General features: G+C 40.1%; 13 protein-coding genes and 1 pseudogene. 3 read left to right on the top strand and 11 right to left on the bottom strand.

What is annotated here, in order from left to right; all coding sequences use genetic code 11:
* Positions 1 to 87: 87 nt before the first annotated feature.
* Genes pheA through aroF form a run of 7 tightly spaced genes read right to left on the bottom strand, consistent with a single transcriptional unit; the run spans position 88 to position 7,103 of the window.
* The gene (gene pheA, locus CYK55_RS02860; protein ID WP_034690322.1) at positions 88 to 954 is read right to left on the bottom strand and encodes a prephenate dehydratase; all 867 of its coding nucleotides are present in this window, start codon (positions 952 to 954) and stop codon (positions 88 to 90) included.
* Positions 951 to 1,457 carry a shikimate kinase gene (locus CYK55_RS02855; RefSeq protein ID WP_034690324.1) on the bottom strand — a complete coding sequence of 169 codons (507 nt, stop codon included), beginning with the start codon at positions 1,455 to 1,457 and terminating at the stop codon, positions 951 to 953. Before CYK55_RS02855 ends, pheA begins: the two co-directional genes overlap by 4 nt.
* The gene (gene aroA, locus CYK55_RS02850; protein WP_126133905.1) at positions 1,457 to 2,740 is read right to left on the bottom strand and encodes a 3-phosphoshikimate 1-carboxyvinyltransferase; all 1,284 of its coding nucleotides are present in this window, start codon (positions 2,738 to 2,740) and stop codon (positions 1,457 to 1,459) included. The genes CYK55_RS02855 and aroA overlap by 1 nt, the downstream gene beginning before the upstream one ends.
* Positions 2,741 to 2,744: 4 nt before the next feature.
* Positions 2,745 to 3,824, bottom strand: a complete 1,080-nt coding sequence (locus tag CYK55_RS02845; RefSeq protein WP_126133904.1) for a prephenate dehydrogenase — start codon at positions 3,822 to 3,824, stop codon at positions 2,745 to 2,747.
* Between the two features lie 13 nt (positions 3,825 to 3,837).
* Positions 3,838 to 5,004, bottom strand: a complete 1,167-nt coding sequence (aroC, locus tag CYK55_RS02840) for a chorismate synthase (RefSeq protein ID WP_126133903.1) — start codon at positions 5,002 to 5,004, stop codon at positions 3,838 to 3,840.
* On the bottom strand, positions 5,005 to 6,069 hold the full coding sequence (aroB, locus tag CYK55_RS02835) for a 3-dehydroquinate synthase (protein ID WP_126133902.1): 1,065 nt from the start codon (positions 6,067 to 6,069) through the stop codon (positions 5,005 to 5,007). It abuts the gene before it with no gap.
* Between the two features lie 14 nt (positions 6,070 to 6,083).
* On the bottom strand, positions 6,084 to 7,103 hold the full coding sequence (gene aroF / locus CYK55_RS02830) for a 3-deoxy-7-phosphoheptulonate synthase (RefSeq protein WP_034690337.1): 1,020 nt from the start codon (positions 7,101 to 7,103) through the stop codon (positions 6,084 to 6,086).
* A gap of 553 nt (positions 7,104 to 7,656) precedes the next feature.
* Here aroF and CYK55_RS02825 point away from each other — a divergent pair.
* From CYK55_RS02825 to CYK55_RS02815, 3 genes are read left to right on the top strand one after another with little or no spacing between them, the layout of a single operon-like run.
* Positions 7,657 to 9,048 (top strand): Y-family DNA polymerase, encoded by a 1,392-nt coding sequence (locus CYK55_RS02825; protein WP_126133901.1) that lies wholly within the window; start codon positions 7,657 to 7,659, stop codon positions 9,046 to 9,048.
* Positions 9,011 to 9,520, top strand: a complete 510-nt coding sequence (locus tag CYK55_RS02820) for a hypothetical protein (RefSeq protein ID WP_034690341.1) — start codon at positions 9,011 to 9,013, stop codon at positions 9,518 to 9,520. The genes CYK55_RS02825 and CYK55_RS02820 overlap by 38 nt, the downstream gene beginning before the upstream one ends.
* 16 nt (positions 9,521 to 9,536) lie before the next feature.
* Complete coding sequence (locus CYK55_RS02815; protein WP_126133900.1) at positions 9,537 to 9,776, top strand: hypothetical protein; 240 nt, start codon at positions 9,537 to 9,539, stop codon at positions 9,774 to 9,776.
* A 149-nt stretch (positions 9,777 to 9,925) separates the two neighbouring features.
* Here CYK55_RS02815 and CYK55_RS02810 read toward each other — a convergent pair whose 3' ends face one another.
* The 4 genes and pseudogenes from CYK55_RS02810 to CYK55_RS02795 form a co-directional block, all read right to left on the bottom strand.
* A complete protein-coding gene (locus CYK55_RS02810; protein ID WP_126133899.1) occupies positions 9,926 to 10,792 on the bottom strand; it encodes an RsiV family protein in 867 nt (288 codons plus the stop codon).
* Between the two features lie 18 nt (positions 10,793 to 10,810).
* Positions 10,811 to 11,323 (bottom strand): RNA polymerase sigma factor, encoded by a 513-nt coding sequence (locus CYK55_RS02805; protein WP_034690344.1) that lies wholly within the window; start codon positions 11,321 to 11,323, stop codon positions 10,811 to 10,813.
* A 1,163-nt stretch (positions 11,324 to 12,486) separates the two neighbouring features.
* Positions 12,487 to 12,726: pseudogene (locus CYK55_RS13560) on the bottom strand (type II toxin-antitoxin system RelB/DinJ family antitoxin); the annotation flags it as partial.
* Positions 12,727 to 12,814: 88 nt separating this feature from the next.
* On the bottom strand, positions 12,815 to 13,306 hold the full coding sequence (locus tag CYK55_RS02795; protein WP_126133898.1) for a glycosyl-4,4'-diaponeurosporenoate acyltransferase: 492 nt from the start codon (positions 13,304 to 13,306) through the stop codon (positions 12,815 to 12,817).
* Between the last annotated feature and the right edge of the window lie 5 nt (positions 13,307 to 13,311).

Genomic DNA, 13,311 nt, shown 5'->3' with positions numbered 1-13,311 from the left:
TACGTGCTATACGTGTAAAAGCAAATATAGAAAAATTATTCAATAAAAAATAAACCAAGGCAGCTATCTAGGTTCAGCTGCTTTGATTTACTTTCTGCATGTCGCTTTTTTATCCTCACGGCTACGGTACACTGGATATTCTCCAATCAATTGGACCGGAAATGCTCGCTGTTCCAGTAGCTTGATTGCTTCCTTCAATTTTGTATCTGCTTGTTCAATCTCTACTTCGATCACAAAAAAGTATTCACCTAACGAGGTTTTTTGCGGTCTAGACTCAATTTTGGTCAAATTAAGTTTTTGTTCTGCAAATACCGCAAGTACTTGATATAACGCACCTGGGCGATTTTCTGGCAAGTCTACAAATAGCGTTGCTTTGTAAGTACTGACTGGTAACTGAGATGACATCGGTGAGGAACCTAGTAGCCAAAAACGGGTTTCATTGTTGCGGATCGATTGGATATCTTGCTGAACGATGGTCAAACCAAACTGTTCCGCAGCTTCTTTAGGTCCGATTGCCGCCATTTTTTGTTCAGGATGCTCAGCAACTTGTTGGGCACCTTGGGCAGTCGAACCCATTTGCTCGATTTCCACATCAGGAAACTGTTGTTTCAAAAATACTTGCGATTGTGCCAACGCTTGCGGATGACTACAGATTTTTGTTACCTCTTGCCACGTCTGTTGATGCTCAGGATGCACCATCAATTGTTGCTTGATTGGTAAAACGATTTCTCCTTGGATCATCGGTAAGGTTTCATAGACATGGTCTAATGTGGGCAATACAGAACCTTCGATGGAATTTTCGATCGGTACCATCGCATAATCGATCGCATCGTTGATCTGGGCATCAATCAAATGTGTTAAAGCTTGATACGGAGACCAATCGCCTTCTTTGAAATAATTCTTTACTGCACTATATGTGAAGGAACCTTTTGGGCCTAGATAACCAATTTTCATCGATTCATCACCTGCTTTATGATTTCTGAGACAACTTCTGCTGGTGATTTACCAGTTGTTTCTATCGTAAGATCTGCTAATCTTTCATAGTGTTTTTTCCGCGAAAAAAATAATTCTTTTAACTCTGTATCATCTTTATCGAGTGCCAACGGACGGGCTTGTTTGTGATCTTGCCGGATACGTTTAATCAGAAGATTAGGATCAGCTTTTAAGTAAACCACCAGATGATCTGTCAGCAGTCGTTGATTTTCTTCTTGTAGGATAACTCCCCCACCTGTCGCAATGATCCCTTCTTCTTGCAACGAGGTTTTCAATAGCTTCGTTTCTTCCTGTCGAAAGGCAGCTTCGCCATGTAATTCAAAATACTGACTGATTGAACAGCCAAACTCCTCGACTAGTTTTGTATCCATATCGATCAATGGTTTCTTTAACTGCATAGCAAGCTTGCGACTGATTGTTGTTTTACCGGCGCCCATAAAACCAATCAGCACAATTGCAGCCATTAGTTTTTCTCCTTGATCAGACCAGCTAGATCAGTGAAGAAGTCAGGATAAGAAATATTTACTGCTTCTGGATGGTTCAATTCAACTGGTTCAGCGGTCAATAACGCGGCAATCTGTAACATCATGCCAATGCGATGATCCCCATGACTGTCAACAGTTGCCCCATGTAAAGGTGTCGGACCATGAATGATCAACCCATCATCTGTTGTTTCGATGTTTGCGCCCATTTTTAACAATTCTTCCGCTGTCGCATCGATTCGGTTGGTTTCTTTCACTTTCAATTCTTGCGCGTCCCGAATGATCGTCGTGCCTTGTGCTTGTGTTGCAGCTAATGCCAAAATCGGTAATTCATCGATCAAGCGAGGAATGATTTCTCCTTCGATCGTACACGCCTGCAAGTTGGCAGAACGCACCATTAAGTCAGCTGCTTGATTTTGTTGATCGATCTGCATTTCTTGGATCGAAGCCCCCATTTCATTCAACACATCTAAAATCCCTGTTCGTGTCGGGTTGATCCCCACTTGTTTCAATAGCACTTCACTATTTGGCAAAATACTTGCTGCGACTAGATAAAAGGCTGCTGACGAAATATCCCCAGGTACCGCCACGTTTTGTCCAACTAACCGTTGCCCGCCAGCAAGTGTGATCACTTTATCTTCTACTCTGATCTCTCCGCCAAATTGTTTGATCATTTCTTCTGTATGATTCCGTGATCGTTCTTTTTCGATGATCGTTGTCTCACCATCTGCTTGCAGTGCTGCGAATAAAATTGCTGATTTGACTTGCGCACTGGCAATTGGCATCTCATATTCGATTGGTTTCAAAGGCCCACCAGTCACTCGTAAAGGTGGTAGATCTGGATGTTCGATCTCTTTAAGATCCGCTCCCATTTCACGTAAAGGATTCATCACTCTCCCCATCGGGCGACGATTCAATGAGTCATCTCCAGACACTTCTGCCGAAATCTTACTTCCAGCTAAAATCCCTAAAAGTAAACGGATCGTGGTACCAGAATTACCTGCATCTAAACGTTCTGTTGGTGTTTGTAATCCCTCTATGCCATGACCATAGACATGGATTTCCTCCTCTTCCTCTTCTATTCTCACACCTAATTGTCTAAATATGGACATCGTACTCAAGCAATCTTCTGCTTTTAAAAAGTTCGTTATCGTCGTTTTTCCGTGACTGATTGCACCAAACATGATGCTGCGATGAGAAATCGACTTATCTGCTGGAACCGTTAGCTCACCTTTGATTCCATGTGTCGCGTTAAGTAATTTCATTGTCTCAACTCCTGATCCAACAGTGAAAATTTTCCGCTTGAATCAATGCTTGTCCTTTTTCTAAATCGGTTTGATTTTTGAAGGACAGTTCAAGGACTCCGAAAATATCTTCTCTAGTTTCTTGTATTTTTAAATTGATGATTGAAATGTCTGCTTGGCTCAAAGCCGTTGTTACCTTAGCAACTGCACCGGAAATATCCGGAATATCAACGTATAGATCATAAAACGCTGGAATCGTTCCTTGTCGTTTTTTCGGCAACTGATCCCTTGTCTGCTTAGCTTGTGCAAAAAATCGATAAATGGCATCTTCATCATTTTTCGCAAGTTGTGTTTTCAATGATTCCATGGAGGATTGCCATTCTGTTAACAAGGACAACATGATTTCTTGATTTGTCAATAAAATATCTGTCCACATTTTAGGATCAGATGAAGCAATACGAGTAATATCTCGAAACCCTCCGGCTGCAAGTTGGGATGCTCTTGGATGTTTCTGATTGAGTTCATCACTGATTTGCACTAAACCAGCAGCCACGATATGAGGCAAATGACTTAATACGCCAACGATCTCGTCATGATTTTTGGCTTCCATCAACACAAATTTTGCTCGAGTCGGTTCTAATAGTTCCATCAGTTCAGCTACACGATCACTCTCATGATCATTGGTCAATATATAATAAGCTTCCTCGAACAAATTGGGATTGCCGGCTTTGACTCCAGATTTATGCGAGCCTGCCATTGGGTGTCCACCAATAAAAGTAAAAGGTAATTCCTTAGCCGCTGTCATGATTGCTGCTTTCGTACTGCCAGTATCACTGACCAATACAGTTTCCTTTAGCGGAAGTGTCGCTAATTGTTGCAAATAGTCCAAACTAACTTGTACAGGAACCGCTAATAAAATGACGTCCATTTGACTCGCTTCTTCGATCCCAGACACCAGATGATCCACTAATTGGACTTCTTCTGCAATTTTTCTTGTTTCTGCTGAATGATCCCATCCATAAAGAGTCACATTCGATCCTTTGATGGCTCGGCAAAGCGAAGCGCCAATCAGACCTAAACCTAAGACAAATACCTTTTTCTTCATATCCATCTCCTCACTAAAAGTCTTGGATCATCTGCCGATGACTGGCAACAGATTTTTTCAGCTCACTCATGTTATCGGCTGGGAAATGTTCAAGGATCTCCACGGCAAGTGCTGTTGCAATGACGTGTTCAGCTACCACAGAAGCTGCTGGTACAGCGGTACTGTCTGAACGTTCGACACTTGCTTTATAGGCTTCTTTTGTGTCGATATCCACACTCATCAACGGCTTGTAAAGTGTAGGGATCGGTTTCATCACACCACGAACGATGATTTGTTCCCCATTTGTCATCCCACCTTCAAATCCACCTAAATGATTGGTTGTCCGACGGTAGCCTTGTTCTTGATCCCAGGTGATTTCATCCATCACTTTAGAACCTGGTAAAGTCGCTGCATCAAAACCGATCCCAAATTCTACCCCTTTGAAGGCATTGATACTCAGCATGGCTTGTGCTAATTTTCCATCTAATTTTTTATCCCATTGGACATAACTACCCAAACCAGCCGGTACATTTTCAACCCGGACTTCGACGACACCACCTAAGGTATCACCTGCTTTTTTTGTCTCATCGATCAATGTTTTGACTTGTTCTTCAATCTCAAAATCGACCATGTTGACTTCGGAGATCATTGTTTTTTCCTTGATCACCGCCACAGGTAGCACTTCAGGAATCGTTGCTTTGACCCCTCCAAGAACTGCTACATGACTGGCAATTTCAATATCTAGTGCTGCTAGGATCTGTTTTGCTAAAGAGCCGATTGCCACACGCATGGTCGTTTCTCTAGCTGAAGACCGTTCTAACACATTCCTAAGATCTTGATGTTGGTATTTCATTCCACCAACTAGATCCGCATGTCCTGGACGAGGTTTTGCTACTCGACGACGTGTGACATGTTTTTCTTCGATTGGCTCGACTGACATCACCGTCTGCCAATTCTTCCAGTCTTTATTCTCCACGATCATTGTGATTGGCGAACCAAGCGTTTTACCATGTCGAATACCTGAGGTGATTTGGACACGATCTTTCTCAATCTTCATTCTGCCACCACGACCGTACCCCCCTTGTCGCCTCGCAAGATCTTCATTGATTTTTTCAAGTGAAACTTCTAAACCTGCTGGGATACCTTCAATAATGGCAGTTAACTGTGGACCATGAGATTCTCCTGCTGTTAAAAAACGCATTTAGTTGCCCTCCTCTAAATAATCTTTCACGGATTCAAGCGGGATTTCTTGGATTCTTGCTTGTCCGATCGTATCTAATAAAATGATTTTCAATGTCTTTCCACGTGCCTTTTTATCATGGGTGATCGCATCATAAAGGGATTGCTCCTCCCACGGTTGGTACTTGATCGGTAACTGATACTTTTCGATCATTTGGATCAATTGCGCAGTGATACCCACTGGTGATTGTCCCAGCTTTTCGGCTTGTTTGGTGATTTGCACCATACCGATCGCTACGGCCTCGCCATGACTGATCTGACCGTAACCAGCAGTATTTTCGATGGCATGTCCGATCGTATGGCCAAAGTTCAGTAACAAACGATTCCCGTTATCGAATTGATCTTCTTCAACAACTTGTTTCTTCACACGCAACGCCTTTTCAATGATTTTTTCACTATTAGCCAGTAAGTCAGCAACTCCTGTTAAGCTTGCCAAATCTTGCCATAGCGTTTCATCACTGATTGCCCCACACTTGATGATCTCAGCGATCCCTTCTTGGATTCTACGCTCTGATAACGTCATTAACGTCTCTGGATCGATCAATACCCCGTCTGGTTGTGCAAATGTCCCAATCATATTTTTCGCCATGGGTGCATTGATTGCTGTCTTTCCGCCAATGCTTGAATCGACCTGTGCCAGTAGGGAAGTCGGAATCTGGACAAATGAAATCCCTCGCATATAGGTGGAAGCAACGAAGCTGGCTAAATCGCCAATCACTCCCCCTCCAAGTGCGATCACCGCATCACTACGCGTAAATTGTTCTTCTGCTAAAAACGCATAGAGGTTAGCTGCCATGTCGAGTGATTTGCTACTCTCCCCAGCTGGAACAACATAATGGACGACTTCGTAGCTTGCCCGCAACTGTTGACAAATTTTTTCGCCGTATATCGGAAAAACATTCGTATCACTGATAATCGCGATTTTTTTATTTTTCCAGATTCCTTCAATCCACTCAGACACATGATCGAGAGCATTTCGTTCAATGATGATCTCATAGCTTTTTTCTGGTAAGACAACTTCTAACATGACGCTCCTCTTTTCTATAAGGCTTTGATTTTATTCATTGCTTCAACTAAAATCTCGACTTCTTCCATCATTCGTAGGTAGTTCTTTTCATTCAATGATTGCTGTCCATCTGACCATGCGTGGATTGGATCAGGGTGGATCTCTACGATCATCCCATCTGCGCCACTAGCAACACCGGCTCTTGCCATTGGTGATACGAGATCCCAAACCCCTGTACCATGACTTGGATCAACGATGATCGGGAAATGACTTAATTTTTTAATGATCGGTACAGCACTTAGATCGAAGGTATTGCGTGTCGCTGTTTCGTAAGTACGAATACCACGTTCGATAAAGATGATGTTTGGATTGTTTTGTACCGCAATGTATTCCGCCGCGTTTAACCATTCTTCGATCGTTCCTGAAATCCCGCGTTTCAAGCCAATTGGTTTTCCTGTTTTCCCAACAGCTTCTAATAGACGAAAGTTTTGCATATTTCTGGCGCCGATCTGAATGATATCTGTGTATTCGCAAACGACATCGATATGGGCTTCATCCATGACTTCGGTAATGACTTTTAAGCCGTAATGATCCGCTGCTTTACGCATCATTTTCAGTCCTTCTTCTCCTAATCCTTGGAAAGCGTATGGTGATGTTCTAGGTTTGTAGGCTCCTCCACGTAGGACCGTTGCTCCACCAGCTTTTGCCATACGAGCAGTTTCCATGATTTGTTCTTCGCCTTCTACTGAACAAGGACCAGCCATCGTCACAAAACTACCATCACCGATTTTCAGGCCATCCACATCAACGACTGTATCTTGCGGATGAAATTCTCGAGAAGTCAGTTTGTACGTATTAGAGATTTTTACTGCACGCTCCACCGTGTCGTATCTTTCAAATGGTACACCTTGGATAATTTTTGGATCACCGATCAATCCTAAAACAAGACGATCTTTGCCGTAGTTGATCTGGACATCCAAGCCCTCTTCCTTGATACGTGAAAGTACTGGTTCTAGTTGGTTTACTTCAATTCCTGGTTTAATAATCAAAATCATAAGATAACATCCTTTTTTATTTTTATTTTTTTATCTCTGTTTGAACACTTGATCGACAATGGGAAATCGTTCGTTGTTTACTTAAAATAACTCGTTGGAAAATGAACTACTGTGGTTCTCCTTTCGTTAGGTATAAAAAAAGCCCGCCGTAGACAAATCTACAGTGGGCCTTCACCAATTCTAACAAAAAAGCCACTATAGATTTTCATCTATGTGGCGGACAAGTCATCTCAAACATCCTTAGCCATCATAGATACAAACGTTGTGTTTGCACCCATGAATGTCATGAATACAAACCTATCTAAAATAGCTAAAGTAATACGTATTCAGTTGTGAATTCAATGTGATTTTCATAAGAAATCGCTCCAAACTGATTTAAGATTGGTTTAAGTATAGATTTCTTTCTGAAATAAGTCAACTACTTTTTCAAATCTTTTTCTTTTTATGCTAATGATCCTTTAGAAGAGCGATGTTTTTTTTAAAGTTCCTATTGATTTTTTCGTTGACAAAAAATACGAACATGTGTTCTAATCATGTAGAAGAGGTGACTGTTATGTTTAAAAATCAAAATCCTGTATTTGACTATCATAAAGAACCTTCTAGAGATATTTTATGTATTGATTGTAAGTCATTTTATGCTTCTGTTGAATGTGTCTCACTTAGATTAGACCCTTTAACAACCAAACTAGTTGTTATGTCGTACCCCGGAAATTCATGGGAAGAACGTGGTAGCGGGCTGATCCTTGCCTCTAGTCCAGCTGCAAAAAAAGCCTACGGGATCACGAATATCAGTCGTGCGCGTGATTTGCCCTTTCCTTATCCCAGTGATTTATATATTGCCCCACCACGAATGGCTTATTATATGGAGAAGAACAAAGAAATCAATGCGATTTATAAAACCTATGCAGACGAGAGTAATCATCATGTCTATTCGGTCGACGAAAGTTTTTTGGATATCACAAATAGTTTGAATTTGTTCGATGCTCCTGATGCGCGGACACTTGCAAAAAAGATTCGTCAAGACGTTTATGATCAGACAGGGATCTATGCCACGATCGGTATCGGTGATAATCCACTATTGGCAAAATTAGCTCTGGATAATGAAGCGAAGGATACCCGAGACATGATCGCCGAATGGCGTTATGAAGACGTCCCTGAAAAACTTTGGCGGATTCCTCAGCTGACAGATTTTTGGGGGATCGGTCGAAAAACAGCGATTCGTTTAAATAAAATGAACATCCATAGCATCTATGAGCTTGCACATGCGGATTACTATCGTTTAAAAAGTGCAATGGGGGTAATTGGTACACAACTTTATGCCCATGCCTGGGGAATCGATCGAAGCTTTCTTGGTGAAGTCTACACCCCTAAATCAAAAAGCATCGGAAATAGTCAAATCCTCAATAAGGACTATACCCGTCGAGAAGAGATTGAAATCGTGATCAAGGAAATGGCGGATCAAGTAGGCACACGCTTACGTCGAGAAGAAGCAAAAGCACAAGTAGTTAGTCTGTGGGTCGGTTTTTCTTTGGGCTACACAGATATTTCAGGAAAAACTGGGTTTCACCAACAGATGAAAATCGAACCGGCCAATGCCAGTCATGTCTTAGCAGAAGCACTATTGATGATTTTTGATCGACATTATCAACGGCAAGATATCCGAAGTATCGGCGTCAACTGTTCTCGCTTAGTTTATGCGACTGGCTTGCAATTGAATCTATTCGATGATCCTAACGAGCAAGTCAATGCGGCAAAGATTGACTTTGTCGTGGATAAGATTCGACAAAAGTATGGATTCAAAGCAATCGTCCATGCACATAGTTTACTGGAAGGTGGTCGAGCAATCGCCCGCAGTTCGCTTGTAGGCGGTCATGCTGGCGGAATGGCTGGTATTGAAGGTGAAGGACATGCGACGCACGAAAAAAGAATTTCTCGATTACAATGAATACCGCGATCGCCCCTTTGGCTTGAAGTGGGGAACCGCTTTTGCCATGGATGAGCTAGTTAAAGGGATCGAAGAAAATGCAGCAGCCGCCTTAAAAGACCTCCCTCCCCAATCGCAAATGACGAGAGAGGAAATCGACCAAGTACTATTACAGTCTTTTCTCTACCGACAAAAAGTGACCATCCAATTAAACACAAAAGATGAATTTGGTCGATATAGAGAAAATATCGAGGGTGTTTTCTTAGGCGAATGTGATGAAGAATATCTGACGATTGACCAGCACCAGATTCTCTGGGAGAACATTCGTCACGTTGGTTTGAAACAAGAAATAAAATGGTTTGAGTTTAGTACCAACAAGACATATGACGAACAAATTTCACGATCAATCGATTGGAACAAGCCAAAGCAACAAGCTGAACTGCAATTGATCAAAGATGAATTTTATCAATATTTTGAAGAGGAAAATGACTAAAAGGGAGGCGCTACCGATGACAATGATAAAGAATCATTTCGAAACTGTCATAATCACTGCCTATATTGCCAAACAAGAAATTACGATCCAAACAAAAAAGGGAGAAAACTATAGAGGAACGATTCAAAAAAAGATGACAGAAGATGGCTTTTATGTAAACGAGGGCTTTATTGCTTGGGATGAACTTGATTCGATCGATTTAGAAGAGGAATATTTTCATTTTTGGCAAGAAATCGTCAAGCAAGCGGTTGAATAATTCAGATAAGCATTGGATTTTTCGGCCATTATTGAATGCTATTTCTCTCAACCTAAAAAGCGTCAACCGGTAAACATGTACAAAAGATTCTACCGGTTGATGCTATTATTCTCAGCAAAGAACGATTCTATTTGTAAAGTTTGAAAGCTTTAATTCAAATAGTTTGGGTCAGCCAATAAAGATTGGATTTTATTTTTATCAATAACGAATTCTTGTGTCCCCATAGCACCAGGTGCTACCTCGTATTTATCAAAGAAGATAACCAGCTGGTGTTCTTTATTGATATAAAAACTAGGATCTTTTTTTAATAAAAATGAGCCATTATCCTCTAGAGCAAAATAAGTTGATTCTGGATCTTTTTCCATACGATTTTTCATCTGTTCTTCAATTTCCTTTGAAAGAGCAATGAGATAATCATCATTTTTAAATAATAAAGGCAAAGACACAAGTACCTCATTTTGTTTATCTAACGTGTCAAATTGATTGTTCGTTTGCGTACTCGCAATTGTCTGTTCGATTGAACGATCAATCACTAAAAATCGCTCATCATTGACCAATATGCGATATCCACCTGTTGTATCAATCTGTTGCCCATTTTTCTTGATTTCTTTCACTCCTTCCTCATAAGCTCGTTGTCCCTCTGCGAGATATTTTCGATTCAACTGGTCATGGATTTCTTCTTTTCCAATTATTTTTGGAACAGCAATCCTGATACCCGATTCCTCTTCTTGGAATGAATAGGTTTTCCCAGTAATGATCGAAACCAATTCTCCTAGAACAGGGATTTCTGTCGCCCATACGCGAAAGTCTCTATTTTGAACACCTGCGAACAAAATAACTACAGAGCAGACGATCCCCAAACCGATATGGCCAGCATGTTTTACTTGTCGTTTCACCTTCACTTTTTTCTTGGCAATCGTAAAACGCTTGAATAGCTCATCTTCTAGCTGTTCAGGAATTTCCCCCGCTTGATACGCCTGATTCATCATACTTATTTTTTTCTTTGTTCCTCCCATTTCGCTATCCACTCTCCTTTATTTTAAAATTTCTTTGTAATTATCTAGTGAGCGATACATTTTTGTTTTCACTGTATTCTCATTTAAATTTAAAATCTGAGCAATTTCTTTCAATGTAAATCCTTCAAAAAATTTCAAGATAATGATCTCGCGTTCTGGGCTAGGTGTTTGGCTCAATAATTCTCGTAATTCCATGTAAGAAACATCATTTTGAAAATCGATGAATTCAAGTCCTGGACAGTCTTCCAATTCAAAATTCAAAGGCATTCGTTTATTCTTGCGCCAATAATCAATTGCTGTGCGGACTAGGATTTTATAAAACCAAGCTTGAAAATGATCGATCTTCTTTACCTTTGAGAAATCCATCAGCGCTTTTTGAAAGCTATCTTGGATAACATCTAGTGCATCTTCCGAACAGTGTGTATAACTATAAGCGATTCGATACATTTTTTGATATTGTGTCTCAATCAGCTGTTCTAACTGAGATTCATAATGTCTGACTCGCTGCTTTTTTGCTATCCGATTAAAAATATTAGATCCCTCCCTATCTCAAATAATAAATTTCACCCAGTTCTCGCATAAAATCCTTGTTTGCTTCCTTACGTAGTTGTGTATCTTTCGTTCTAGTCGACTCGCTTGTCCCTATCTCCTGTGGCTTTTCTTCTCGGATCGAAAATGTATCCATTGAATACATCCATAAAAAAAGGCTGGTAAACAGGAACAATAAGACTAGGAAAATTAGTTCTATCGTTAAAAATGAATAGTTTTTTTCATGTTTCATACGCTCACTCCACTTTCTTTTTTTATACTTAATTAGACGATCGTTTTCTAAGAAAAGTTTCAAAAAGATCCACTTTATTTTGAGCATTCCTACATTTTGAATCACTAACTTTGCACAAAAGACAGGTTTGTGAAATTCTGATAAAAGTATTAAGCTCCGATAAAAAGCACCAAAACCCCACAATTATTCATCAATGGATTTTGGTGCTTATTTATGTAGTGTTCACTTCTAGAAAGCCATTTATTCGTTTTTAGTAATCACAGTACCAACTGGCAGCTTATCTTTCCATTTTTTTATCCGAAATTTTTCCCCAAATAACTCTTCACTTTTCAAAAGGAACGAAACGAACGATAATATCGTTCAAAAAAAAAAGTCAGCGATTTGGCGTACACCAAGGGATATACCCCAGTGGAAAATAAACCAGGCAAGAATGTCAAGCATCACTAATACTCCAGTGGTCAAATGGATTAGTGGCATAAAATGCTCCTAAAGTTTGATTGTTCTTCCTAAAAAACGATTACACCATTTCTCTAATAGCTTCTAGAAAAAAATAAACGAGAGAATCCAAACACTTTAAAAACAAGTTTTGGGTTTTCTCGTTTATTTTTCTGAGTTGTCCATTTATTTCACAACTTCTTTAAAAAAATTCACTGTGAGATCCCAGCCTAGCAAGTATCAAGATTAATTGATCATTATCAAGCTTATATACTAATAGCTAATCAGGACTGATATACCATTCTCTAAATCCCACATAACTATCGGTCAAATAATGATCACGATACAGTTCGGGTCATTTATGTTGCCTTTGCAAAAGAGATAGCATCTTTCTTAGTTTTGCTAAATCTTTTCCCTGCTTTTTCGCTTTTTTATAGTCTCGCTTGAATTGTGAAGTATAAAAAGTCCTCCAGCAACCATCAGCAGAGCTGAATCCACCATGAATATTACCATCTCCAGCATCTTTTCTCGCTTGCAAAGTAGCCGGATTTCCCCTTTCAATTTTAAAAGGAAGTGCCAGTTTAGTTACAGACTGTTTTAAAAAAACTGTAATTGCGGTTGTCATATTCATACCCAACTCAGCAAATAATTGCTCAGCATCCTTTTTCAAATCCTCATCAATTGAGATATGGATTGGTTTCTTTTTTGTCGTTTCCATGTCATCACCTCTGCTGTTTTTCAACTTATAATTAACACCAAGACAACATATAAACAACATAAAAGAAACATAAATCCGTTTTAAGAAGCTACTTATTCCTCATTTTTCTAATGAACGCTCGTTCCAATCGTGGCCGATTATAGCGTTGGATCATAATAAATGGGATATTGACAAAAAGCGCATAAAAAACCATGACCCACCCCGCCCATTTGGGATTCCACAAAAAGAAAAGGAACGCTGGCGCGATCAATAGCCAATGTGTCAGCTCTGCTCTTTGTGTTTCAATGATGAATTTTTTCAGTGCGGCAGAATCAGTCTTACCAAGTCTTGATTTATCGAATCCACTCTTGGCAATCACAGTACCATCTGGCAGCTTGTCTTTCCATTTTTTGATCTGAAATTTTTTCTCCCAAATAACTCCTTGCTTTTCAAAAGAAAAAGAACGAAACCAACGACGCTTTCTTTCAAAAAAAGAGTCAGAAATTTGACGTACACCAAAGGATATACCCAAATGAAAAATAAACCAGGCAAGAATGTCGAGCATCACTAATACTCCAGTGGTCAAATGGATCAGTGGCATAAAAA

It is taken from the genome of Enterococcus mundtii, from assembly GCF_003957375.1.
GTDB lineage: Bacteria > Bacillota > Bacilli > Lactobacillales > Enterococcaceae > Enterococcus_B > Enterococcus_B spodopteracolus.
This window is presented reverse-complemented; position numbering and strand designations above follow the sequence as displayed.

Coding starts and splice junctions, on each gene's coding strand:
- aroA (WP_126133905.1), bottom strand. CDS start 2,740: ATGAAATTACTTAACGCGACACATGGAATCAAAGGTGAGCTAACGGTT.
- CYK55_RS02845 (WP_126133904.1), bottom strand. CDS start 3,824: ATGAAGAAAAAGGTATTTGTCTTAGGTTTAGGTCTGATTGGCGCTTCG.
- CYK55_RS02795 (WP_126133898.1), bottom strand. CDS start 13,306: ATGCCACTGATCCATTTGACCACTGGAGTATTAGTGATGCTCGACATT.
- aroC (WP_126133903.1), bottom strand. CDS start 5,004: ATGCGTTTTTTAACAGCAGGAGAATCTCATGGTCCACAGTTAACTGCC.
- CYK55_RS02815 (WP_126133900.1), top strand. CDS start 9,537: ATGACAATGATAAAGAATCATTTCGAAACTGTCATAATCACTGCCTAT.
- aroF (WP_034690337.1), bottom strand. CDS start 7,103: ATGATTTTGATTATTAAACCAGGAATTGAAGTAAACCAACTAGAACCA.
- CYK55_RS02855 (WP_034690324.1), bottom strand. CDS start 1,457: ATGGCTGCAATTGTGCTGATTGGTTTTATGGGCGCCGGTAAAACAACA.
- aroB (WP_126133902.1), bottom strand. CDS start 6,069: ATGTTAGAAGTTGTCTTACCAGAAAAAAGCTATGAGATCATCATTGAA.
- CYK55_RS02825 (WP_126133901.1), top strand. CDS start 7,657: ATGTTTAAAAATCAAAATCCTGTATTTGACTATCATAAAGAACCTTCT.
- CYK55_RS02810 (WP_126133899.1), bottom strand. CDS start 10,792: ATGGGAGGAACAAAGAAAAAAATAAGTATGATGAATCAGGCGTATCAA.
- CYK55_RS02820 (WP_034690341.1), top strand. CDS start 9,011: ATGCGACGCACGAAAAAAGAATTTCTCGATTACAATGAATACCGCGAT.
- pheA (WP_034690322.1), bottom strand. CDS start 954: ATGAAAATTGGTTATCTAGGCCCAAAAGGTTCCTTCACATATAGTGCA.